This window comes from Comamonas sp. UBA7840, from assembly GCF_002501455.1.
Taxonomy (GTDB): Bacteria; Pseudomonadota; Gammaproteobacteria; order Burkholderiales; family Burkholderiaceae_C; genus Comamonas; species Comamonas jiangduensis.
On record NZ_DLTI01000027.1, the window covers coordinates 49,056 to 70,605 of the forward strand.

The 21,550-nt window shown below is 57.1% G+C and carries 21 protein-coding genes; 5 read left to right on the plus strand and 16 right to left on the minus strand.

The features are described from left to right. Positions 1-7: 7 nt before the first annotated feature. The 4 genes from dapA to B3R00_RS10780 form a co-directional block, all read right to left on the minus strand. Positions 8-904: a 4-hydroxy-tetrahydrodipicolinate synthase gene (dapA, locus tag B3R00_RS10765; RefSeq protein WP_174862509.1), complete on the minus strand. Its 897-nt coding sequence runs from the start codon at positions 902-904 to the stop codon at positions 8-10. Between the two features lie 212 nt (positions 905-1,116). Further along, positions 1,117-1,710 carry a class I SAM-dependent methyltransferase gene (locus B3R00_RS10770; protein ID WP_286999017.1) on the minus strand — a complete coding sequence of 198 codons (594 nt, stop codon included), beginning with the start codon at positions 1,708-1,710 and terminating at the stop codon, positions 1,117-1,119. Between the two features lie 109 nt (positions 1,711-1,819). Next, complete coding sequence (locus tag B3R00_RS10775; protein ID WP_286999145.1) at positions 1,820-1,984, minus strand: hypothetical protein; 165 nt, start codon at positions 1,982-1,984, stop codon at positions 1,820-1,822. A gap of 10 nt (positions 1,985-1,994) precedes the next feature. Further along, entirely contained in the window at positions 1,995-3,191 is a 1,197-nt protein-coding gene (locus tag B3R00_RS10780) for an MFS transporter (protein WP_219164709.1), read from the minus strand. A 212-nt stretch (positions 3,192-3,403) separates the two neighbouring features. On the opposite strand from B3R00_RS10780, the gene B3R00_RS10785 reads away from it, so the two are divergent. The 3 genes from B3R00_RS10785 (at position 3,404) to parC (ending at position 8,865) form a co-directional block, all read left to right on the plus strand. Further along, complete coding sequence (locus tag B3R00_RS10785) at positions 3,404-5,383, plus strand: DNA topoisomerase IV subunit B (RefSeq protein ID WP_286999018.1); 1,980 nt, start codon at positions 3,404-3,406, stop codon at positions 5,381-5,383. 144 nt (positions 5,384-5,527) lie between these two features. Beyond that, positions 5,528-6,400 (plus strand): lytic transglycosylase domain-containing protein, encoded by an 873-nt coding sequence (locus B3R00_RS10790; RefSeq protein ID WP_219164069.1) that lies wholly within the window; start codon positions 5,528-5,530, stop codon positions 6,398-6,400. A gap of 77 nt (positions 6,401-6,477) precedes the next feature. Then, the gene (gene parC / locus B3R00_RS10795) at positions 6,478-8,865 is read left to right on the plus strand and encodes a DNA topoisomerase IV subunit A (RefSeq protein ID WP_286999019.1); all 2,388 of its coding nucleotides are present in this window, start codon (positions 6,478-6,480) and stop codon (positions 8,863-8,865) included. A 335-nt stretch (positions 8,866-9,200) separates the two neighbouring features. On the opposite strand, the gene B3R00_RS10800 is transcribed toward parC, so the two are convergent. The 7 genes from B3R00_RS10800 to B3R00_RS10830 all read right to left on the minus strand — a co-directional run bounded on the left by B3R00_RS10800 (position 9,201) and on the right by B3R00_RS10830 (position 17,144). Continuing rightward, complete coding sequence (locus tag B3R00_RS10800) at positions 9,201-9,494, minus strand: hypothetical protein (protein WP_286999020.1); 294 nt, start codon at positions 9,492-9,494, stop codon at positions 9,201-9,203. After that, entirely contained in the window at positions 9,475-11,493 is a 2,019-nt protein-coding gene (locus tag B3R00_RS10805) for a hypothetical protein (protein ID WP_286999021.1), read from the minus strand. Before B3R00_RS10805 ends, B3R00_RS10800 begins: the two co-directional genes overlap by 20 nt. An 11-nt stretch (positions 11,494-11,504) precedes the next feature. Further along, positions 11,505-12,236: a phospholipase D family protein gene (locus B3R00_RS10810; RefSeq protein WP_286999022.1), complete on the minus strand. Its 732-nt coding sequence runs from the start codon at positions 12,234-12,236 to the stop codon at positions 11,505-11,507. A 728-nt stretch (positions 12,237-12,964) separates the two neighbouring features. Next, complete coding sequence (locus B3R00_RS10815; protein WP_286999023.1) at positions 12,965-13,921, minus strand: ornithine cyclodeaminase family protein; 957 nt, start codon at positions 13,919-13,921, stop codon at positions 12,965-12,967. A gap of 300 nt (positions 13,922-14,221) precedes the next feature. Next, on the minus strand, positions 14,222-15,265 hold the full coding sequence (locus tag B3R00_RS10820) for a tripartite tricarboxylate transporter substrate-binding protein (RefSeq protein ID WP_286999024.1): 1,044 nt from the start codon (positions 15,263-15,265) through the stop codon (positions 14,222-14,224). Between the two features lie 250 nt (positions 15,266-15,515). Continuing rightward, a complete protein-coding gene (locus B3R00_RS10825) occupies positions 15,516-16,268 on the minus strand; it encodes an SDR family NAD(P)-dependent oxidoreductase (protein ID WP_286999025.1) in 753 nt (250 codons plus the stop codon). A gap of 231 nt (positions 16,269-16,499) precedes the next feature. Beyond that, on the minus strand, positions 16,500-17,144 hold the full coding sequence (locus B3R00_RS10830; protein ID WP_286999026.1) for an OmpA family protein: 645 nt from the start codon (positions 17,142-17,144) through the stop codon (positions 16,500-16,502). 179 nt (positions 17,145-17,323) lie between these two features. On the opposite strand from B3R00_RS10830, the gene B3R00_RS10835 reads away from it, so the two are divergent. Continuing rightward, positions 17,324-18,001 (plus strand): ABC transporter, encoded by a 678-nt coding sequence (locus B3R00_RS10835; protein WP_286999027.1) that lies wholly within the window; start codon positions 17,324-17,326, stop codon positions 17,999-18,001. 82 nt (positions 18,002-18,083) lie between these two features. On the opposite strand, the gene trhA is transcribed toward B3R00_RS10835, so the two are convergent. Beyond that, positions 18,084-18,713, minus strand: coding sequence for a PAQR family membrane homeostasis protein TrhA (gene trhA / locus B3R00_RS10840; RefSeq protein ID WP_286999135.1), 630 nt, complete (start codon positions 18,711-18,713; stop codon positions 18,084-18,086). A 267-nt stretch (positions 18,714-18,980) separates the two neighbouring features. Continuing rightward, positions 18,981-19,334 (minus strand): hypothetical protein, encoded by a 354-nt coding sequence (locus tag B3R00_RS10845; RefSeq protein WP_286999028.1) that lies wholly within the window; start codon positions 19,332-19,334, stop codon positions 18,981-18,983. On the opposite strand from B3R00_RS10845, the gene B3R00_RS10850 reads away from it, so the two are divergent. Further along, positions 19,333-19,461 carry a hypothetical protein gene (locus B3R00_RS10850; RefSeq protein WP_286999029.1) on the plus strand — a complete coding sequence of 43 codons (129 nt, stop codon included), beginning with the start codon at positions 19,333-19,335 and terminating at the stop codon, positions 19,459-19,461. The two genes, B3R00_RS10845 and B3R00_RS10850, sit on opposite strands and share 2 nt — an antisense overlap. 33 nt (positions 19,462-19,494) lie before the next feature. Here the strand turns inward: B3R00_RS10850 and B3R00_RS10855 are convergent, their stop codons facing one another. From B3R00_RS10855 to B3R00_RS10865, 3 genes are all read right to left on the minus strand, one after another. Then, the gene (locus tag B3R00_RS10855; protein ID WP_284214031.1) at positions 19,495-19,866 is read right to left on the minus strand and encodes a nuclear transport factor 2 family protein; all 372 of its coding nucleotides are present in this window, start codon (positions 19,864-19,866) and stop codon (positions 19,495-19,497) included. Positions 19,867-20,063: 197 nt separating this feature from the next. Continuing rightward, complete coding sequence (azu, locus tag B3R00_RS10860; RefSeq protein WP_284214030.1) at positions 20,064-20,519, minus strand: azurin; 456 nt, start codon at positions 20,517-20,519, stop codon at positions 20,064-20,066. A 328-nt stretch (positions 20,520-20,847) separates the two neighbouring features. Then, positions 20,848-21,465, minus strand: a complete 618-nt coding sequence (locus tag B3R00_RS10865; RefSeq protein WP_286999030.1) for a plasmid pRiA4b ORF-3 family protein — start codon at positions 21,463-21,465, stop codon at positions 20,848-20,850. Between the last annotated feature and the right edge of the window lie 85 nt (positions 21,466-21,550).

Here is a 21,550-nt window from a genome sequence, read left to right on the forward strand (position 1 = left end):
ATGCGAATTAAATCAAACCTGCATTGCGCAGCGCGGTTTCTACCACAGGCTGGTACGCGGCCGACAACTCGGTCATGGGCAGGCGCAGTGTGCCGCCACAGTGGCCCATGCGTGCCACGGCCCATTTGACGGGGATGGGGTTGGCTTCGATGAACAAGTGCTTGTGCAAAGGCATGAGCTTGAACTGGATTTCCATGGCGCGCTGGATGTTGCCAGCCAGCGCTGCGGCGCACAGCTCGCTCATCAGGCGCGGCGCGACGTTGGCCGTCACCGAGACGTTGCCGTGGCCGCCGCACAGCATCAGGGCCACGGCGGTCGGGTCGTCACCGGAGTACACGCCAAAGCCCTGGGGCACATCGCGGATCAGCCACTGGGCGCGTTCGATGTTGCCGGTGGCTTCTTTGATGCCGAAGATGGAGTCGATTTGCGCCAAGCGCAGCACGGTGTCGTGCTGCATATCGGCCACGGAGCGGCCGGGCACGTTGTAGAGCATCATGGGCAGGTCGCCCACGGCTTCTGCAATGGCCTTGAAGTGCTGATACTGGCCTTCTTGCGTAGGCTTGTTGTAGTAGGGCACCACTTGCAGCTGGCTGTCGGCACCCACACTCTTGGCAAATTTGGCCAGCTCAATCGCTTCATGCGTGCTGTTGGCACCGCAGCCAGCCATCACGGGCACGCGGCCTGCGGCTTGCTCCACGGACACGCGAATGATTTCGCAGTGTTCCTCCACGTTCACGGTAGGGGATTCACCTGTGGTGCCCACGACGCCGATGCAGTTGGTGCCTTCGGCAACATGCCAGTCAATCAATTTGCGCAGGCTGGGGTAGTCGACGCTACCGTCCTCGTGCATAGGGGTGACAAGGGCGACGATGCTGCCTTTCAAGGCGACTGTAGATGTGGTCATGACCGCAAGAGAAAACGGAAAAAGGGCATTCTAACGACTGCGCAAACGGACATCGCAAGCAATGTATGCGCGTTGACCCTAGGCAACATTCGTGGGTCACGCTAGTCCAAGCAGATGCTTTGAAAAAAGTAGCTGTTAGCGCAAGTTATACAGCGTTTTCAAGGATGAATCTATCGCAAAAGTTGATTCTTCCTGCGCTGGCAGCTCCTGTTTTAGATGTGCGCTGGCCAGGGCGACGCCATCAGCGGTAAAGGGGGCGGTGCGGCATGCCGGGCATGGATGGCCACCATGCGTTGCACCACGCGCTCGGGTGCTGTGCGAAGGCCGTGTTCGTAAGCAACGATGTGCCAGCCTGCGCACACTTGCAGCAATTCGCCGGGGGCGAGCAAGAAATCGGGGCGCGAGGGTCTGCCGTAGGCTTCGTTGCCCTGGGCAAACGTTTCATAAAGCAGTGCGCCACCTTCGCGCACGCTGGCCAGCAGCTGCGGCCACAGGGGGCGCCACAGGTAGTTGGTCACCACCACAGCATCAAACTGCTGGCCCGGCAGCGGCCAAGCAGCATTTTCGATATCGGCTTGCACCGCCTGGATGCCTGCGGGCAGTTGGGCCAGTGCGTCGGGGTTGCGGTCAATCCCTGTCACGCGATGGCCTAAACCTTGCAGATAGGCCGCATGCCTGCCAGTGCCGCAAGCCACGTCCAAAACGTGGGCCTGTGAAGGCAGCAAGTGGGCAAAGCGTTGAATCCATTCAGAGGGCGCAGCCACGCTGGTCGTGGCGGGGGGCGAAGGGAGCAAAGAACTCGGCATAGTGCTGCCAACTATAGGCCAGCGCCGCACAAAGCCTGGGCAAACCACCGTCGCAGTAGCCGCATCCGTGCAGGGTAAGGCTGCTTAACGTGAGAGCGCGTGGCTCAACTCAAAAGCAGGCCCACACCTGGTCGGCCAGCGTGAGCATGAATTCTGGGCGTGTGTACAGCGCAAACACAGCCAGCAAGGCAGTCAGCACGACGGCCCAAATCAGCGCCCGCAGCCACGTGGGCAGCGGTGCAGCGTGGGGAGGGGTGTGGGGTGCGGGCGTCATGCCAGTCATATTAAGCGGCGATGGCGGTTTTGCGCTGTAGGGGGGCTTCACGCACAGGCAGATTCACCAGTGCGGCAAACACGCCCAGGGCAATCGACAAGTACCACACCATGTGGTAGTTGCCATTCACGTCGTACAGGTAGCCGCCCAGCCATACCCCCATAAAGCTGCCGATCTGGTGGCTGAAGAAGACAAAGCCGCCCAGCATGGACAGGTGCTGCACCCCAAAAATTTGGGCAATCGTGGCATTGGTCAGCGGCACGGTCGACAGCCACAGAAAGCCCATGGCCGCAGTAAAGAGGTAGACCGACCAAGGCGTCAGCGGCAGCAGCAAGAACAGGATGGTGACCACGGAGCGCATGCCGTAAATGCCCGACAGCACGTAGCGCTTGTGCATGGGGTATTTTTGGCCCAGATGGCCCGCCAGGTAGGTGCCAAAAATATTGAACAGTCCCACCAGCGCCAGGCCAATACTGGCCACGTGCGGGGGCAGGCCAAAGTCTTTCAGGTAGCTGGGCATGTGCACGCCGATGAACATCACCTGAAAGCCGCAGACAAAGTAACCGCAGAGCAACAACACAAAGCTGGGGTTGGTCCAGGCTTCTTTGAGCGCCTGTCCCACGGTCTGCTCACGCTGTGGCGCAGCGCCTGCGCCAAAGCCGGGCTCGCGCAGGCCAAAGGCCAGCACGGCAATGATGAGGACCATCGCCGCCAAAATCAGCAAGGCATTGCTCCAGCCAAATTGGGCAATCAGCGTGCCTTCGACGGGCACCATAAAAAATTGGCCGAACGAGCCCGCCGCTGCGGTTACCCCCATGGCCCAGCTGCGGCGCTGGGGCGGAATCTGGCGCCCCAGTACGCCGTAGATCACGGCATAGGTGGTACCGGCCTGTGCCGCGCCAATCACCACGCCGGTGGTCAAGGCAAACAACAAGGTATTGGGCGACAAGGCCATGCCCACCAGCCCCAGTGCATACAGCACCGCGCCACACAGCAGCACCTTGAAGGCGCCGATGCGGTCGGCAATCATGCCGACAAAAATGCCAAACACTCCCCACGACAGGTTCTGGATGGCAATTGCCAGCGAAAAGCTCTCGCGCGTCCAGCCCATGTCTTGCGTGATGGGCAGCAGCCACAGGCCAAAGCCGTGGCGTATGCCCATGGCCAGCGTGACGACCATGCCCCCGCACAGCAGGACTTGCAGCATGGGCAAACGCTGCGTGGATGATGGTGGTGTGTTGTGTTGCATATGCCGCAATGTAGCGAAACACGCTGCGCAAAGCTGCAACATACGGGATACGGATTGCGCAAAGCAGCCATCGAATGGCACGATGGTTGTTTTGCGCAAGCCGGAGTTCCCGATTGGTTACTGTGAATTTATCCAGCACCGAGCTGTGGCCGGAACTACAATCCGCCCCCATGGCAGCTAAACCCTCTACTTCTGCATCCGCTTATTCGGAAGGCTCAATCCGCGTCCTCAAGGGCTTGGAGCCCGTCAAGCAGCGCCCCGGTATGTACACCCGCACCGACAACCCCCTGCACATCCTGCAAGAGGTGATCGACAACGCGGCCGACGAAGCCCTGGCCGGATACGGCAAAAAAATCAAAGTCACGTTGCACACTGACGGCTCGGTCAGTGTGGAAGACGATGGCCGTGGCATTCCCTTTGGCCTGCACCCGGAAGAAGGTGCACCGGTGGTGGAGCTGGTCTTCACCCGTCTGCATGCGGGCGGCAAGTTTGACAAAGGCAATGGCGGTGCATACAGCTTCTCGGGCGGTCTGCACGGCGTGGGCGTGTCGGTGACGAATGCGCTGTCCACACGCTTGGAAGTCACGGTGTTCCGTGATGGCCAAGTGGCCAGCTTGACCTTCTCGGGCGGTGATGTGGTGGAGCCCCTCACCACCCGCCCCATCGCCAGCGGTGACCGCAAGCAAGGCACCACGGTGCGCGTGTGGCCCGACGCTAAATACTTTGATAGCGCCAACCTGCCCATGGGCGAGCTGGTACACCTGCTGCGCTCCAAGGCTGTACTCATGCCCGGCGTCAGCGTCACGCTGACCAATGAGAAGAACAAAGACGTTCAGCAGTGGCAGTACAAGGGTGGCCTCAAAGACTATCTGGAGCAATCCCTCACCGCCGACGCCGTCATCCCGCTGTTGGAAGGCGAGGGCTATGCCGACAAGCACAGCGAAGCTTTTAGCGAAGGCGAAGGTGCCGCTTGGTGCTTGGCCTTTACCGAGCTGGGCGCGCCCATGCGCGAGAGCTATGTCAACCTGATTCCCACCACCGCCGGCGGCACGCACGAAAGCGGCCTGCGCGATGGCCTGTTCCAGGCCGTCAAAAGCTTTATCGAGTTGCATGCCCTGCTGCCCAAGGGCGTCAAGCTCATGCCCGACGACGTGTTCGCGCGTGCCAGCTTTGTGCTCTCTGCTAAGGTGCTCGATCCTCAGTTCCAGGGCCAGGTCAAAGAAAAGCTCAACAGCCGCGATGCCGTGCGCCTGGTCTCGGGCTTTGTGAAGCCCGCCATGGAGCTGTGGCTCAACGCCCATGTGGAGCACGGCAAAAAGCTGGCCGAGTTGGCCATCAAGGCCGCGCAAACCCGCCAAAAAGCGGGCCAGAAGGTGGAAAAGCGCAAGGGAAGCGGTGTGGCCGTGCTGCCCGGCAAGCTCACCGATTGCGAAAGCCGGGATATTGCCGACAACGAGGTGTTCCTGGTGGAGGGCGACTCCGCCGGTGGCTCCGCCAAAATGGGCCGCAACAAAGAGACGCAAGCCGTGCTGCCCCTGCGCGGCAAGGTGCTCAACACCTGGGAAGTGGACCGTGACCGCCTGTTTGCCAACAACGAGGTGCATGACATTTCGGTAGCGATTGGTGTCGATCCCCACGGCCCTAATGATGAACCCGACTTGAACGGCCTGCGCTACGGCAAGATTTGCATCTTGAGCGATGCGGACGTGGACGGCTCCCACATCCAGGTGCTGCTGCTCACGCTGTTCTTCAAACACTTCCCCAAGCTGATTGAAACTGGCCATGTGTACATCGCCCTGCCGCCGCTGTTCCGGGTCGATGTACCTGCCCGCGGCAAAAAGCCTGCTGCCAAGGTGTACGCCCTGGATGAGGGCGAGCTCAATGCCATCCTCGACAAAGCCGCCAAGGAAGGCGTGGCGCGTGAGAAGTGCCAGATCAGCCGCTTCAAAGGCTTGGGCGAGATGAATGCCGAGCAACTGTGGGAAACCACGCTCAACCCCGACACACGCCGCTTGCTGCCCGTGCAAGTCAGCGGCTTGGACGCCGCCGCCTCTGCCGAAATTTTTGACCAACTCATGGGCAAGGGCGAAGCCGCCGCGCGCCGCGAGTTGATGGAAGTGCACGGCGACGAAGTGGTGGTGGACATCTAAAGTGCCCGAGCTGCCGTGCCCCCACAGCAGCTGCGCACTTGTCTGACGCCATCTTCAGCATTCGGGTGGAATGGGCCAAATCCCTGCGCGCGTTGAGGGTGTAGGGCTTGGGCAAATCGCCCACCGGGTGCTTAAATGTGAGCAATGACTAACAACAATCCTACCTCCATAGCCATTCGCAATCTTTGCCGCCGTGCCTCGGCGCGGCTGCGTGGTGGGTTGGCGCGCGCCGTGTGCGTGGCGCTGGGGTTGGGTGCGGTGTCGCTCGCCCAGGCGCAGACTTGGTTTTTTGTAGACCCCAGCGGCGTGCTGCATTACGCCAATGAGCGGGTGGACGAGCGTTACCAGCGCTTTTCCATGAGTACGCTGGAGCCGGGCGACGGCCCCCTGTTTGTCGATATCCGCAACGCGGCAGCGCAGTTGGCGGTGGCTTCGGAGAAAGACCGCAACGCCGCCACGCGTTACTTTGCCAGCAGCGTGGGCTACAAGCTGCATGCCAAGCACATCCGTGCTGCAGCCTCCAAAGTGGGGGTGGACGAGCAACTGCTCAAAGCCATCGCCACGGCAGAGTCGGGCTTTAACGCCTCGGCAGTGTCTCCCGCAGGGGCGATTGGGCTGATGCAAGTCATCCCCGATACGGCAGCACGCTTTGGCGTGGCGGGCGATCAAAAACGCTCGATTGCGCAAAAGCTCAAAGACCCGGCCATCAATGTGCCCGTCAGCGCGCGCTATGTGCGCTATCTGCAAAGCTTGTTCCCCGGGCGCACTGACTTGGTCGTGGCCGCCTACAACGCCGGTGAAGGCGCAGTGCAGCGCTATGGCAACAAAATTCCACCGTACAAAGAAACCCAAAACTACGTCAAAACCGTGATGACTCTGTACGCTAGCCTGCAATCCACCCTGGCCACTGACAGCAGCATCAGCCTGTATGGTGGTACTGCACAGCTCACGCGCAGCCCCACGGATGACAGCCGCTTTCGCATGACCTTACCAGCAGGCTCCGCAGTGCAAAACTGACGGGGCCTGCCGCACCCCATGAGCAGGGATGGGCGTTGGAGGAGACGCCCGCCACTGCTGCCAATAACGAAGAAACCATGAGCGATCAACCCGAAGTCGAAGCTATCTCCACTCCCGCCAAGCCCCAGTTGCTGGACTTGGCCACCCAGGCCGCAGGCGACGCGCTAGAGCTGGGCCAGTACGCCCAGCGTGCGTATCTGGAATACGCGCTGAGCGTGGTCAAGGGCCGCGCCCTGCCCGATGTGGCCGACGGCATGAAGCCCGTACAGCGCCGCATTCTGTACGCCATGGACCGTATGGGCCTGAGCTACTCCGGCACCAACAACAACACGGCGGCCAAGCCCGTCAAATCCGCCCGCGTGGTAGGTGATGTGCTGGGCCGCTTTCACCCGCACGGTGACCAGTCCGCGTACGACGCCCTCGTGCGCATGGCGCAAGACTTCAACCAGCGCTACCCGCTGATCGACGGCCAGGGCAACTTTGGCAGCCGTGACGGCGACGGCGCTGCCGCCATGCGCTACACCGAAGCGCGCCTGTCCAAAATCACCACGCTGCTGCTGGATGAAATCGACGAAGGCACGGTCAACTTTGTGCCCAATTACGACGGCAGCACGCAGGAACCCAGCCAGTTGCCTGCACGCCTGCCGTTTTCGCTGCTCAACGGTGCCAGCGGCATTGCGGTGGGCATGGCCACTGAAATCCCCAGCCACAACCTGCGCGAAGTGGCCGATGCCTGCGTGGCATTGGTCAAAAAACCCGCGCTGACCGACGACGAGCTGTACGCCCTGATCCCCGGCCCCGACTACCCCGGTGGCGGCCAGATCATCAGCAGCGCGCAAGACATTCGCCACGCCTACGCCACCGGCCGTGGCAGCCTCAAAGTGCGCGCGCGCTGGACGATTGAGGAAATGGCCCGCGGGCAGTGGCAAATGGTGGTCAATGAGCTGCCGCCCGGCGTATCCGCCCAAAAAATCTTGGAAGAGATCGAAGAACTCTCCAACCCCAAGGTCAAGACCGGTAAAAAGGCGCTGACGCAAGACCAGCAGCAACTCAAAGCCACCATATTGAGCGTGCTGGACGGGGTGCGCGACGAGTCCAGCAAAGACGCGCCCGTGCGTCTGGTGATTGAGCCCAAAACCGGCAAAACGCCCCAGCAAGACCTCATCACCACCTTACTGGCGTATACCAGCCTGGAGAGCAATGCCAGCATCAACCTGACCCTGATCGGGCTGGACGGCAAGCCCGTGCAAAAGTCGCTGCGCCGCATGCTCGAAGAGTGGGTGCAGTTCCGCCAGACCACCATCACCCGCCGCTCGCAGCACCGCCTGGAGAAAGTGCAGGCCCGCATCCACATTCTGGAAGGCCGCCAGATCGTGCTGCTCAACATCGACGAGGTGATTGCCATCATCCGCGAGAGCGACGAGCCCAAGCAGGCGCTGATTGACCGTTTTCAGCTCTCCGACCGCCAGGCCGAAGACATTCTGGAAATCCGCCTGCGCCAACTGGCACGGCTGGAAGCCATCAAGATCGAAAAGGAATTGAACGAGCTGCGCGAAGAAGAAGGCAAGCTGCAAGACATTCTGGCCAACCCCAAGAGCCTGCAGCGCCTGATGATTAAAGAGATTGAGGCCGACGCCAAAACCTTTGCCGACGCGCGCCGCACCCTCATTCAGGAAGAGAAAAAAGTCACCGCCGAGATCAAGGTGCCGGACGAGCCCGTCACCGTCATCATTTCCGACAAAGGCTGGGTGCGTACCCACAAGGGCCACGGCCACGAGGCGGGCAACTTCAGCTTCAAGGCGGGTGACCAGCTGTGGGGCACGTTTGAGTGCCGCACCGTCGATCAGCTCATCGTCTTTGGCAACAACGGCCGTGTCTACAGCGTGGCCGTGGCCACCCTGCCGGGCGGGCGCGGGGATGGCCAGCCCATCAACACCCTGATCGATTTGGAAGCCGGCACCACCATCACCAGCTACTTTGCCGGGCCGGTGACCGCTACCTTGCTCATGAGCGGCAGCGGCGGCTATGGCTTTATCGCCAAGGTCGAATCCATGTGCGCCCGCAACAAGGGCGGCAAGGGCTTTGTCACCATTCAGGAGGGCGAAACCCTGTGCCAGCCCTCCGTCATTGGCGGCACCAACGGCAGCGTGGCCCTGCCCGAAGCCACGCACGTGGCCTGCGTAAGCACCGCCTGCACGGTGCTGACTTATGCGCTGTCGGAACTCAAGGTTGCCAATGGTGGCCGTGGTTTGCAGCTGATGAAGCTGGACGATGGCGAATCGCTGGCCGGTGCTGCCGCCTACACCCGCTCCATCCGCGTGACGGGCGTAGCCAACCGTGGCGGTAAAGAGAAGGAGGAGCAGTTGGAGATTCGTTCGCTGAATGCAGCGGCGGGCAAGCGGGCTTCCAAGGGCAAGACCACGGGGTGGACGTTCAAGCCGTCCGGCGTATTCCGTGTGGAGTGATGCTTTGAATTTTTGATAGCAGGTGGCGCTTGCTGTGTAAGCGCTGGAGGCTGAAAAAGGCTGTTAACTCTTTGTTGAGTTAGCAGCCTTTTGTTTATGTGCTGTGCTTCTTGTTTGTGCTGTACTTGTCGCTTTTCTTGCAGAGGCCGGTTTTTCGCACCGGCGGGCGAGTAACTTTCTTGTCCGCGACAAGAAAGTCACCAAAGAAGCGCGTCTGCCGACGGCTGTCCGGCGGAACTCACTGCGCTCCTTCGTCGCTTCGTTCAAACAGCCGCCGGAAATATGAAGTACTTCCACATGACACGCCAGTTGTAAGCTGGTGTGTTGAGAAAATATTAAATTTTATATTTATCGTATTCTTCTTTGTAAATTTGATTGATTTGATCATTAAACTCATTTCTTCTGTTAAAGAAGGAATTCAGTTTTGTATAAATATTTTTATATATTATATTGTGAGCTTGGTTTTTTAAGCTTTTTTCTTCGAGTGATTCCATTTGACATTCATTTTCATTAATAATTTTATTTATTAGGAATAGCAAATCATCTTTGCCAATCTGATCTAACTCTTTATATGAGTTATCTGAAGATAAATAAAATCCTTTGTCATTTTCAATTTTTAATAAGGTCATAATCTTTATTTCTTTTGTCATATGCAACTAAACCAGCTTCCAATGAATTCAAAATAGATGAGTGACTCTCTATGAATGATCCATCCAATGCATGAAGTTTTTTATCTCCAATATAGCCAGAATAAACTTTGTATATTACGTTGGAAGAGTTTTTCTCCTTGGATGTGTGCAGGATATAGTTTGCTCCTATTGAGGCACCAATAGTACTGTTGTGTGTAACAATAATAACGGGCATTGTCTGAGCAATGCTTTTTATTAGTTGATTTACTTCTGAATTAAGAAAAATATTGTCAAAAGAAGACTCGGGTTCGTCTATTAAAAGTATGTCGTAGTTTTGAGCATCTTTTATTTCTTGTAGTAATCTGAATTCAGATCTCTCTCCGCCAGAGACTGGATAGCCATCTTTGTTAAGAATCTCGTAATTTATTTTTACAAATAACTTGTAAAAATCAGAGCTGGAAATGGAATCAAGCTCTTTGAGAGCATTCAAGTATTCATAAGGGGACTTATACTTGGAGTATGCAGAAGAGAATTGACTTCTTCTTCTAAGCGTATGACCTAACTCTGTAGCATTCTTAAACTCTTCTTTGCTGGCAATTATATTAAATCCTTGTACGCTCTCTGTATGAATGACTGATGTTTTTTGAAGATTTTTTATTATCTCATTAAATTTTTCTATTTTCTTTGATTCAATTGTTAGTTCGTATAAATCGATTTCTAAAATAGATGTGGCAGATGTTTGGAGATTAAGCCCATCTTTGATATCTTTAATAATTTCATTTGTGTAATTTTTCTTTTTTGTTTCTAGATTCTCTAGCCTTGATGTCTCAATTAACTCAATTAATAAGCTCTTTAAATTTTTAATTGAGATATGTTTGCTTATTATTTCAGAATATTCAGTATTTTCAATTATTGTTTTTATGGATTCAATTAGATTTGCAATATTTTTATTTGAACTTATGGCGTAAAGTTCTTCGTCAAAAAGTTTGCATTTAGAGAAAATATCTTGATTTTGAAAATCAATTGCGGACTGTTTAAGTGATTCTAGGTATTCATTAATTGATCTGTTGTTGCTATCTAAGTTAATCTTTGAAACTTCATCAAGCATTTTTTTTATACCTGAAAGGTATTCGTCTACGACGATGCCGCGTTTACTCTCTATTTCAGTCCTAAAAGACTCGTCATCGTCCTTTCCTTGCACCAGCGAGAATTGCGGTATGTACTTTGTACGCTTTATTGTTTTTTTTACATCTTCCAAAAAATGTGTTTTACCACTTGACCTCTGGCCAATAACAATATTTAAGCTTGTTGATATTTTTTGACCATTTTCAAGTATTTGCCAAAGACTGTTTCCATTATCTTTAGATAAAAATACTTTGGTTTTATCTCCTAAACATAACTTAATCGAATCCAAGCTCAAATCGCCACAGTCAACATAAGTTTGCCTAGGTGCAAATGAGCCCATTTCTTTTCTTATTCTAGTGTCACTAAAAAGAACAGGAGTTAGTTTTAAATTATCTTTAATATTTCTTATGAATTTCTTGGCGCTATCAACTTCTCCAGATGATATGAATGGCTTTAATTTTTCGAGTGTACTTCCATATATCTGTGGTTTTTTGTCATAATGTGGAATTATTAGATATTTTTTTAAATCGCCAAAAATTTGTTCTAGTTCCTCAAAGGTTATGCTGTCGGTCGCTTTAATTATTTTTGATCTGACTATATTACTTTTTATTTGAAAGTCATCAACATCATATTCATCGGTAATTATTAGTATATGACCGTACTCAAGATTTATTTCTATACCTGGGAAAACCTTTATCCCAAGTTTTTCTTTAATATCGAGGTACTGTTCTTTGTTAAAAAGATCATGATTTGTTATGGCGACGGCATCTAGTTTGCATGTATCAACATATCTTTTGAAACTATCAATGCAGAATTCAAAAGATTTATCACTAACTGTCGGAATAGTATGTATATGGAAGTCAATTTTTTTCATGAAAAATAAATTCAAAAAATAAAATCCTCAGGCCACAAAAAATAAGGCCCAAACTTGGACTTCGCCACAAACTCAATCCCTGCCTGTTTGGCCGCAGGTGTGAGGTAATGGCGTCCGTTGTCTGCAGTCAGTAATTGCACCGCCACGGCCTTGGCAAGCCATTCGCCGGTTTTCATGCCGTGCTTTTGGGCGATGCGGGAGGTGGAGAGTTTTTGGAGGCCGTTGCCGTTGGGGCGGGCCTCGTCGTCGGTGGCGTCGGCGCTGTCGCTGGCAGCGGTGGCTTCGTCCACGGTGCTGACACGTTCCATGCTGATGCGCACTTCATCGCTGATGCGGATGATGCGTTGCGCTTCTTCGTAGGTGTCTTTGTAGAGTTCGGCGTCGTCCTCACGGCGAATCAGGATGCCCATTTCGTTGTTATTAATTTGGCTGAACTCATACAGGTTCAGGCTGGTGACTATGGCGTCGGACTCGTTCAGGTAGCACTTGGCATGCAGGTTTTTGCAGAAGCTGGTGCGGATATAGCTTTGCGCTTTGAGCCATTCAATTTCCTGCGGCTGCAACTCGCTTTTGCCGTAGACGATGCGAACGTCGATCTTCAGGCGGTTCTTGTCCTCCAGCAGCTCTTTCATGCGGTCATTGAGCTTGAGGAAGGGGCTGATCAGCACCAGCCTGTCCTTGGCGCCTTTGATAAGTTCTTCCAGGAAGTAATTGGTGGCGGAGGTGTTGAGAAACTTTGCCATAGTGCTTTGCAGGATTTTTCTGACAAGGCAGTCTAGAAAGACAAACGGCACTTGCAAAGCAGGGCGTTGTTTTTAAAGGGAAAGCAGCACACCATGCTTGCATTGCCTGGCGAAATCAGCACCTGCGCAAATGCTTGTGCATGAAATTGGCCTCTAGCGCTGATGCAGCAAGCGCTAGCAGCTATTAAAACAATGTGAATCAGTGCCACTTATCGCTGCGAATACCAGCCCGGTGCGGGTGACGGCGCGGTATTTCCTCCGCCAACGTCTAACTGCGCGAAGGCGCACAGGGCGTTGCAGGCCAGCGCTGCTGGCTGGCGGCAGTTGTTGGAGCGAAGCGCTTGCAAAGCGCGCAGTGAGTGCTGCCGCCCGGTGCCAAGGCCGAACACTGCAGGTTGCCACAAGCGCAGCGCAGGGGCGATGGCAGAGTGCTCTCCTTCTTTGGCTTCGTTTGCTTGGGGAAAGCAAGAAAATGAAATCGCCCCGGCGCGATAAGGCGGATGGGAAAGAGAGCGTGCAACGGGCTGGTGCGATAAGAAAATTCCATAGCTGCCAGCGCTTACGCCATAAGCGCTAGAGCCCTAAAAAAATCAAATGCTATCCATAAGCTGAAACCCACCCCATACCCGCCGGCACGCACTGCCAAGCTCAGCGCCGCAGCGGGTTGGATGCGCAATCACTCCAAGCCTAAAAATGGCTGTTAAGGCAGATGGCAACTGTGTAATCAGCTATGCATGGTGGGGGTGGTTCAGCCAGCCGTCATAGGCCAGCGAAGCAGCGGCCAAGTCTTCCAGCGCGCTTCCCACGGATTTGAAGAGGGTGATTTCCTCGGCGCTGCGGCGGCCGGGGTGTTGGCTGCGGCACAGTTGTTCCAAGGTGGCGGCCAGTTGGTCTTTGGCCCAGGCGCCTTCTTCGATGGCGCCCAGCAGGTCGCCCGCTTTCATCAGGGCTTCGGTGGTGTCGGTGAACACGGTGGCGCGGCGCAGGCATTCGCCGTCGCTTTCGCGCATGGCGGGGGTGAAGCTGCCAATCAAATCCAGGTGGGTGCCGGGCTGCAGCCATTCACCCCGAATGAGCGGCGCGGTAGAAAGGGTGGCGCAGCTGACGATGTCGGCACGGCGCACGGCGGCCTCCAGGTCGGGCGCGTGTTGGGCGTTCATGCCTTGGGCGCGCAGGCGCTCGACCAGGGCGTGGGCGCTGGCGGGGTTGCGGTTCCAGACGTCGATGCTTTGAATGTCGCGCACGCAGTGGTAGGCCTCGGGCAGCAGGCTGGCCACGCGGCCGGTGCCCACCACCAGTAGCTTTTGGGCGTCGGGTCGGCTGAGCCAGCGCGCCACCAGCGCTGATGCGGCGGCCGTGCGGCGTGAGGTGATGGCGTCGCCATCCAGCACGGCCAAGGGCTGGCCGGTGGCGGCGTTGTAGAGGATGTAGACCGAGTGCAGCCCGGGCAGGCAGCGCTGGTGGTTGCCGGGGAAGATGGAGACGGTTTTGACGCCCAGATACTGGCTGGGCCGCCACGCCGGCATGATGAGCAAGATGCCGCTGTCATCCGCGTTGGGGCTGGTGATGGCGTGGTTATGGCGCAGCGGCACTTCGCAGCCTTCGATGAACCATTGCTCCAGCGCAGTCAGCAAAGCGGGCAAAGGCAGGTGTTGTTCGGTCTGGGGCGGGGTCAGTATTTGCATGCAAGAAGGTCTGGCAAAGGGGTGCAGCGCCCCGCCTGTGTGCAAGGTGCTGGCAAGACGGGTGCGTTTGGGGGAGGGGGGCGGTGGTGCCCAAGCCGCCATGGTAGGAAAGCGCGCGTGCGCTGGCTATGGGCAGCGTCCCGGTGTAAGTGGACCCACCACGGGCATGCATAGCCATAAAAAATTAGTAAAAATGGCGCTAGTTCTTGTCTGGTAAGCGCTAGTTGCTATCAAAATAAAAAATTACACGCAGCCCACATGCGCCAGCGGGCGGGATTGGCGATGCAGGTGGGCGTGGAGTTAGTGCGCCTGGGCGTAGCGCGCAGCCACGGGGGTGATGGCTGCGTCTGCCGCATTCCATTGCAGCAGCTGCATGACGGATTGCCAGGTGGTGATGTAGTTTTCAATGTACTTGCGCGATTGCGCATGGCTCCAGCGCAAAGGCTGGTGGTGCGCAGCTTCAATGGCCTGCAGCACTGCGGGGGCGGTGGCGGTTTTTTCCAGTGCCTCAATGGCTTTTGCCTGAACGGCTGGCGCCGTGCTTTTGGGCACAAAGGCGGCGAACCAGCTCGGGGCCAGGGGGGGCAGCCTCAGGTCGGTGAAGGTCGGGGTGGGGGGCTGGTCGCTGCGGGTGGGGGCCTGTGCGGTGGCCAGCAACCGCACTTGCTGGCCCAGCGTGGTGGATTGCCAGCAGGGCGCCAGGGCCATGTCTGCGTCATCGCGCCAAACCTGCGCTTGGTTGTGCGCCCCGCGGTATTCCACGGGGACGATGTTGTGCGGGCTTTGCCCATTGCTGTGCGTGGCCTGCGAGAGCACGTACAGCCAGAACATGGATTGCCCGCCGCGTGCGCTGATGCCAATGCGCACGGGGCGTTGCAGGCGTTGCTGGGTCATCCAGTCTTTCACGTTCGATTGCTGTAGCAGCGGCGAGTTGTCTTGCACATACAGGCACCAGGGCATCTCAAAAAACACCTGCAGCGGGGTGAGGTTGTCGAGGTGTTGCAGGCTGTTGGGCGCCTTGCCGACGGCAAAGCTGTTGAATTCACTCAGCAGCACGATCAAAGGCTGGGAGGCAACGCCTTGCAGCGGCTGGGGTGGCTGCGCATTGTCAAAGTACATATCAACAGGCTGGTGCAGGCTTTGTTGCAGCTGTTGCTGAATAGCGGTGTGCAAGGTGCGCGCTTCGGGCACGGGGCTGACCACCAGGCGCCAGCGCTCTACCGTATTTTGGCTGTGGGCCAGCACAGGCGCCGCCAGCAAGGCCGTAGCCAAGGCCGTGCGCCGGATGATGCCTTGGAGGCGCTGCACCGAGGGCGGCAGGTATTCCGCAGATTTTTTATACATAACGATCACACGGCGATTTGGGCGAGATAGAGCGTGGTGAAGATAAAAAAACTGCAATGCTCTATGTGTCAGCGTATTAGATAAAGAATGAATCCACAGTGTCCAGCACAAAAAGGGCAAGCGGTCATGCATGGCAGCGGCTGCGGATGCAGGCGCTCACAACCTCGGCACCCGTGGCACGAAAAAAAGGCCTGCATGGCAGGCCTGAAGGGGGAAACCCCCCGCTGGGGAAAGCGTGGGCGGTGGGGCATTAAGCCGGGGTGCGGCGGTGCACGCTCAAGCCACCAAAGCTTTGCTGCACGGGCATGATTTCAATGCTGTTGACGTTCATGTGCTTGGGCGCCTGGGCCACCCACAGCACGGTGTTGGCAATGTCTTCGGGGGTGATGAAATCCACGCCTTCATACACCTTGGCGGCCTTGTCGGCATCGCCAAAGCGCACGTTGGAGAACTCGGTGCCGCCGCACAGGCCGGGCTCGATGTTGGTCACGCGAAGGGGCGTGCCAAACAAGTCGGTGCGCAGGTTGCGGCTAAATTGCTTCACAAAAGCTTTGCTGGCGCCGTAGACATTGCCGCCGGCATACGGCCAGTTGCCCGCGGTAGAGCCCAGATTGATGACGTGGCCGCGCTGGCGCTCGAGCATGCCCGGCAAGAAGGCGCGGGTGACATGCACCAGGCCCTTGCAGTTGGTGTCGATCATGGTGTCCCATTGGGCCAGGTCTGCCGTTTGCGCAGGGCCCAGGCCCAGTGCCAAGCCTGCGTTGTTGACCAGTACATCGACGGCGGCCCATGCCGCAGGCAGTTGTGCGGGCAAGGCGGCTACGGCGGCGGCATCGGTCACGTCCAGCTCAATGGGCAGGAGCTTGTCGCCCAGCTCTTGGGCCAGGGCATTGAGCTTGTCTTTGCGCCGTGCGGTGGCAATCACGCTGTGGCCCGCTTGTACAAAGCTGCGCGCCATGGCGGCGCCAAAACCTGCAGATGCGCCGGTGATAAGAACGATCATGGAAAAAACCTCTAGAAATGGGAAGGGGACAACAGTGCTGCCCGCATTGTGGCGATAGACGGCATGTGGGGGCAAGCACTTGGGTGTCTTGTGACGGCACCATCGCCCCATCACCCGGTTTCTCCTGTGGCCTTGGTGCCGGGGGATGGAATGTGCAGGGCCTTAGCATGGCCTGGCAAGGCACGGCGTTGGTTGTGCAGCGCAGCGTTGCGAAGTGCTGAAGTGCTGCGCTTATTGCGGCTGCGCCACAAAGATTTCTACGCGGCGGTTTTTGCTGCGGCCCCAGTTGCTGTCATTGGAGGCCACGGGTTCGCGCGCGCCCCGGCCTTCGGTCTGGATGCGGGGGCCACGCACCCCTTGGTTGAAGATGTAGTCGCGCGTGGCATTGGCGCGGTTGAGGGACAGCGGGTCATTGATGTGGGCACCCCCCGTGCTGTCGGTGTGGCCAATGATGATGACGTGCGTGTTGGGGTTGCGCTTCAAGCTGGTGACGAAGCTGTTGAGCACAGGGCGGAACTGGCTCTTGATGTAGGCGCTGTTGCTGTCAAACGAAATATCGGAAGGAATGGCCAGCTTGAGCTGGTTGTCGCTGGTGCGGCTGACCGTCACGCCCGTGCCGCGGGTGGCCGCTTCCAGTTCTTGGCGCTGGCGTTCCATCGTGGCCGACCAGATATAAGTACCCACCCCGCCGACGGCCGCGCCAATCAGTGCGCCTTTGCCGGCTTTGCCACCGGTGGCTTTGGCAACACCTGCACCGGCCAAGGCCCCCACGCCCACGCCAATCGCGGTATTGCGCTGGGTTTCGGTCATGGTCTCGCAGCCTGTCAGGCTCAGTACAGCCGCCAAGGCGACGATGGCACCTGTTTTTATTTGCATGTTTTCTCCCTGTAACAAACATGAAAAATGTATAGCTATTTGTGTAGGCGGGAGAACACTTGCAGTGGTTTTTGGCGGTGCATTGACAGTGCCTGTGTATCAGTTGCTAACAATGGGCGACTGTTTACTTGCACAAGCCTTTGCTAGATTGCACAGCCATAAGAAGAGGGAGGTATCGCATGACAGATGTCCTAGATGCATCGCAACCGTCGTCTGCCGCGCTGATGGCGTGGGCAGATTTGTGGCCCAGCGGCACTGCCGGGTGCACCCATGGGTGGACAGAGCAATTGCCCCCCGGTGTGCATGCGCTGCTGGATGAGACGGGCGACGACGCCGCACGCTGGCTGTCGGTGCTCACCGGGTATGCCGCGCCCAGCCAAGGGCAGGTGGTATGTGCAGGGCTGAACAGCCAGCTTGAGCCATCCGCTTTTCAGGCGCAGGTGTTTTGGCACAACCCGCGCCAGCCTCTGGAGGCGCGTGAGATTGCTGCCCACCAGTGGGCACAAAGCATGGCCCAGCGCTGGCCGCAGTGGAGCGATGAAGCCTGGCAAGCGCATTGCGAAGGCTTTGGCCTGGAGCCGCATTTGCTCAAACCGCTGTGGCACCTGTCTACCGGCACGTTGCGCAAACTGGGGATAGCGGCGGCCTTGGCCAGCGGTGCGCGGGTGACGGTGATTGAAGAGCCGATTGCGGCGCTGGATACCGCCAGCATTCGTTACCTGAGCCAGGCCCTGGATGCGCTGGGCGAGGCGCTGGCCAGCGCGCCCGAAGCGCCGCGCTGGATCATTGTGGCGCACTGGGAGCCCTTGGCGGGGGTGACGTGGGACGAGGTGCTGGCACCCCCTGTGCTGGCCTAGGGCGGGGTCAACCGCTGCGCTCCACCGCCAACTGCACGCTGTTAGAACTTGGGGGGGTGCGCTTGGCGTTTGGGGTGGGGCGTTAGCTGCTGGCAGGCAGTACATAGCCGAGGATGGCGATGTAGTGCATCAAGCTGCCCGCAATCACAAACAGGTGCCAGATGCCGTGAAAGTGGCGTACGCGCGCATCCAGCACAAAAAACACAACACCCACGCTGTAGAGCAAGCCACCAGCGGCCAGCCAGACAAAGCCTGCAGTGCCCAAGGCGTCCAGCAGCGGGCCGGTGGCCACCAGCACGGCCCAGCCCATGACGGCATAAATCACCAAAGACAGCACGCGCGCCTCGCTGCGCGGTTTGATCTCTTGCAGCATGCCAATCAGCGCCAACCCCCAGACCACACCAAACAGACTCCAGCCCCAGGCACCGCGCAGGCTGATGAGGCAAAACGGCGTGTAGCTGCCCGCAATCATCAGGTAGATGCTCAGGTGATCACACTTTTGCCAGATGCGTTTGGCACGCCCCCGCACGCTGTGATAGACGGTGGAGATGGCATACAGCAGCACCAGGGCTGCGCCGTAGATGCTGACGCTGGTGATGGCCTGCGCATCTGCGCGCAAGCTGGTAGTGACGATGAGCCAGGTGGCACCCGTCAGCGCAAGCAGGGCGCCCACCAAGTGCGTCCAAGCGTTAAAGCGTTCGCCGTGATACATGGGCCAGATGGTGGGGCCAAGGTGCTGGATGTGCAAGACGGCACAAGGCAAGCAAAAGTGTCAGCCTAAGTCCGACGCCTTGCCCTTGTGCGCGTGTGGCGGATGTGCATCTGGGATGCATGGAGCCATGAAAAAAGCCCGCAGGCAGCGGGCTTGGCCGTGAATTGCTGGCGCATACGCCAACAGAAATTCATGGATTTTTATAGCTTTGATAGCTGCTAGCGCTTATCTAGAAAGCGCTAGCGCCATATTCGATGCAAATTTTTATTACAAAGCAATCGCAATCAAATCGCTTTCCACGCTCACGCCGTTGTCCAGGCTGGTACGCACCACAAACCCTTCATCCAGCGCCACCAGTTGGGCGCTTTCCACGTGCAAGCCTTCGTTGACATTCGCACCTTTGAACGAGAAATAACCGCGTACCGGCAGCTCGGCGGCGCATTCCATGTCGATGTGGGCATGCTGCTCATTCAGCCACTGGCGGGCCGATTGCAAGGTGGCCGCCACGGGCAGGCAGTCGGTGGGCACATCGATGTGGGCGGTGCGGGTGGTGTCGTCGGCGCTCAGGCCTTCGAATTCGCCGATGGTGAAAAACGCAACTTCAAAGCTTTGTTGGCTCATGGTGGTTCAAATTTTTGCTATCAAAAAAGATGCATTGTGCGCGCTGCCCCTAAGTCTTGGAGCGCCGCTGGTTTTTGGAAAAAACAAGGTTGGGCAGGCACAAAAAAGCCCGGCTTTGCCGGGCTGAGACAAGGAGCGATAAGCAGCGGGGCGTTGCCGCCTACTGGGGCTGTGCGTGGAAGGCCTTGTTGGCAATCTTCCAGCCCTGCTCGGTTTTAAGTAGCACAAAGTAGTCGGTGAAGGTTACGCTGCCATGCACCAGCGTAACTTTAGCCATGGCCGAGGTGCCGGTGATGTCCAGCCAGTCAATGCTGCGGCGGCGGGTGGATTCGTCCGGGGCCGGCGTGTTGTTGAAACGCTGGCAGTAAAAGTCCAGATCCCAGGAGGTCAGCGGGCCTTCGCGCACGCTCTCCAGCCGGGCGGTGGGTAGGAAGGCGGCGCGCATGTGTTCGGCGCTGTCTTCGGCATGGCCGCGCATGTACAGCTCCAGAGGGATGCGTACAGCGTTTTCTTCGGGGTGGTTGGTTAGCATGCGGCGGCTCCTGGTGGTTCTTTGCGGGATGGGCTGCCGCATGCTAGCGGGGGCGGGCGCCAAGATTGCGCATGTTCCAGTCACAGGTGTTTCACAGCGGTGGAGCGCGCGCTGAGGCACCCAAACAAAAGCCCCGGCACAAGGTGCGGGGCTTGAGGTTGCCAGTGTGTGACCACTGGCGGGAAGCAGCAGACGGTTTAAGCGCCCAGCTTCAAGGTGCCCTTCATGATGAAGGAGTGACCGGGGAAGGAGCAGAAGTAGGTGTAGTCGGTGCCTGCCTTGAGCTTGGCCACATCGATCACCACTTGGGTGGATTCACCGCCGCCGATGACTTTGGTGTGTGCCAGCACGCGGGTGTCGCCAGCCTTCACGTAGTCTGCTGCAGCGCCGGCCTTCATGCCGTCAGCTGCCGTAGCGGTTGCGTCTGCAGCGGTGGTCAGCACCAGGTTGTGGCCCATGGAAGACTTGGGCATCTTGCCCACGTGCTTCAGGGTGACGGTGTAGTTCTTGCACGACTTAGGCACTTCAATGCTCTTCACATTGAATTGCATTTGGTCATTACCTTCTACGGTAATCGCGCAGTCAGCAGCCATGGCGGGGGCAGCGAAGCCACCTGCAGCCAACAAAGCGAATGCCATCAGAGTCTTTTTCATAGCGCAAATCCTTCCGAATGAATCGTGGTGAAGAGTAAGAAATGCTGAACTGCGGCCAATTTTAGAATCGGTCTAACTGTTCAGTTGCCGGATATTGTGATCTTGAATTTTCAGTATTTTGTGAAATTCAAATCATCGAAACGCAGCTTACGTATTTTTTGCATCGGGGCATGATGCGGATCAATAAATCACCCGCATGCCCCAATGGATAACACGTGAAATTATGAAATTAATAGCTGTTAGCGCTTATTAATGCTTGGTTTCAATCGTATTAAATGTTGAAAGCCTTGTTTAATGAGCGCAGTTAGCTATATTTTTTAATATCACCTTATGCCAGTGCGGTCTCTGCCCGGGGTGCGGCAACCGGGGCATTGGCGCGCAGCAGTGCCAGTGAATGCACGCGTGCCTGGGCGCGCTGCAGGTCAAAGTGCTTGGCATCAAAGTGGGCCGCTTGTGCCCGCGCCGCTTGGTGATCCGGGTGCGTGGCATCTTGCAGGGCCGCCAGCAAATCGGCAAAGCCTGCGGGGCCGCCACAGTCTTCGGGCGGGCAGGCGTTGCGCCCCCCCATGCACATGGGCAGGCTGTGCAGCGCAGCAGGGCTGGCAATCGGCGCTACCGATTCCAGCTTGATGCGGTGCAGCCACCCGTCCCCAAAGTCGTACAGATAGCGCACAGCCATGGCCTGGCCTTGCAGCAGTTGGCCCAGGGTGTAGCGGCGCGCATCCATGGTGGGGTCGTCGGGCTGGTCGGCATCGGGCTGGCCGTAGCGCTGGCCTGCAATTTCAAACTCGTACAGGTGGCGGTTTTGCCAGCCCATGACGGCCTGGATGGCGCGGTGCAGTTGCGCCAGCGTGATGGATTCAGCCACCACCAAACGGCGCCAGATGGCGGGCTTGGTATCGCACAGTTGAATATGCAACTGGTAGCTGTTGGGGGTTTTCGGCATGGTGTTTCCTCCCGGTGTCAATCACAAATCTGCAGTGCATGCAGTTATTTCATGTCAGGTTGTAGCGCAGTTGCATGCAGTGCAT

Coding starts and splice junctions, on each gene's coding strand:
- dapA (WP_174862509.1), bottom strand. CDS start 904: ATGACCACATCTACAGTCGCCTTGAAAGGCAGCATCGTCGCCCTTGTC.
- B3R00_RS10770 (WP_286999017.1), bottom strand. CDS start 1,710: ATGCCGAGTTCTTTGCTCCCTTCGCCCCCCGCCACGACCAGCGTGGCT.
- B3R00_RS10775 (WP_286999145.1), bottom strand. CDS start 1,984: ATGACGCCCGCACCCCACACCCCTCCCCACGCTGCACCGCTGCCCACG.
- B3R00_RS10780 (WP_219164709.1), bottom strand. CDS start 3,191: ATGCTGCAAGTCCTGCTGTGCGGGGGCATGGTCGTCACGCTGGCCATG.
- B3R00_RS10785 (WP_286999018.1), top strand. CDS start 3,404: ATGGCAGCTAAACCCTCTACTTCTGCATCCGCTTATTCGGAAGGCTCA.
- B3R00_RS10790 (WP_219164069.1), top strand. CDS start 5,528: ATGACTAACAACAATCCTACCTCCATAGCCATTCGCAATCTTTGCCGC.
- parC (WP_286999019.1), top strand. CDS start 6,478: ATGAGCGATCAACCCGAAGTCGAAGCTATCTCCACTCCCGCCAAGCCC.
- B3R00_RS10800 (WP_286999020.1), bottom strand. CDS start 9,494: ATGACCTTATTAAAAATTGAAAATGACAAAGGATTTTATTTATCTTCA.
- B3R00_RS10805 (WP_286999021.1), bottom strand. CDS start 11,493: ATGAAAAAAATTGACTTCCATATACATACTATTCCGACAGTTAGTGAT.
- B3R00_RS10810 (WP_286999022.1), bottom strand. CDS start 12,236: ATGGCAAAGTTTCTCAACACCTCCGCCACCAATTACTTCCTGGAAGAA.
- B3R00_RS10815 (WP_286999023.1), bottom strand. CDS start 13,921: ATGCAAATACTGACCCCGCCCCAGACCGAACAACACCTGCCTTTGCCC.
- B3R00_RS10820 (WP_286999024.1), bottom strand. CDS start 15,265: ATGTATAAAAAATCTGCGGAATACCTGCCGCCCTCGGTGCAGCGCCTC.
- B3R00_RS10825 (WP_286999025.1), bottom strand. CDS start 16,268: ATGATCGTTCTTATCACCGGCGCATCTGCAGGTTTTGGCGCCGCCATG.
- B3R00_RS10830 (WP_286999026.1), bottom strand. CDS start 17,144: ATGCAAATAAAAACAGGTGCCATCGTCGCCTTGGCGGCTGTACTGAGC.
- B3R00_RS10835 (WP_286999027.1), top strand. CDS start 17,324: ATGACAGATGTCCTAGATGCATCGCAACCGTCGTCTGCCGCGCTGATG.
- trhA (WP_286999135.1), bottom strand. CDS start 18,713: ATGTATCACGGCGAACGCTTTAACGCTTGGACGCACTTGGTGGGCGCC.
- B3R00_RS10850 (WP_286999029.1), top strand. CDS start 19,333: ATGGTGGTTCAAATTTTTGCTATCAAAAAAGATGCATTGTGCGCGCTG.
- B3R00_RS10845 (WP_286999028.1), bottom strand. CDS start 19,334: ATGAGCCAACAAAGCTTTGAAGTTGCGTTTTTCACCATCGGCGAATTC.
- B3R00_RS10855 (WP_284214031.1), bottom strand. CDS start 19,866: ATGCTAACCAACCACCCCGAAGAAAACGCTGTACGCATCCCTCTGGAG.
- azu (WP_284214030.1), bottom strand. CDS start 20,519: ATGAAAAAGACTCTGATGGCATTCGCTTTGTTGGCTGCAGGTGGCTTC.
- B3R00_RS10865 (WP_286999030.1), bottom strand. CDS start 21,465: ATGCCGAAAACCCCCAACAGCTACCAGTTGCATATTCAACTGTGCGAT.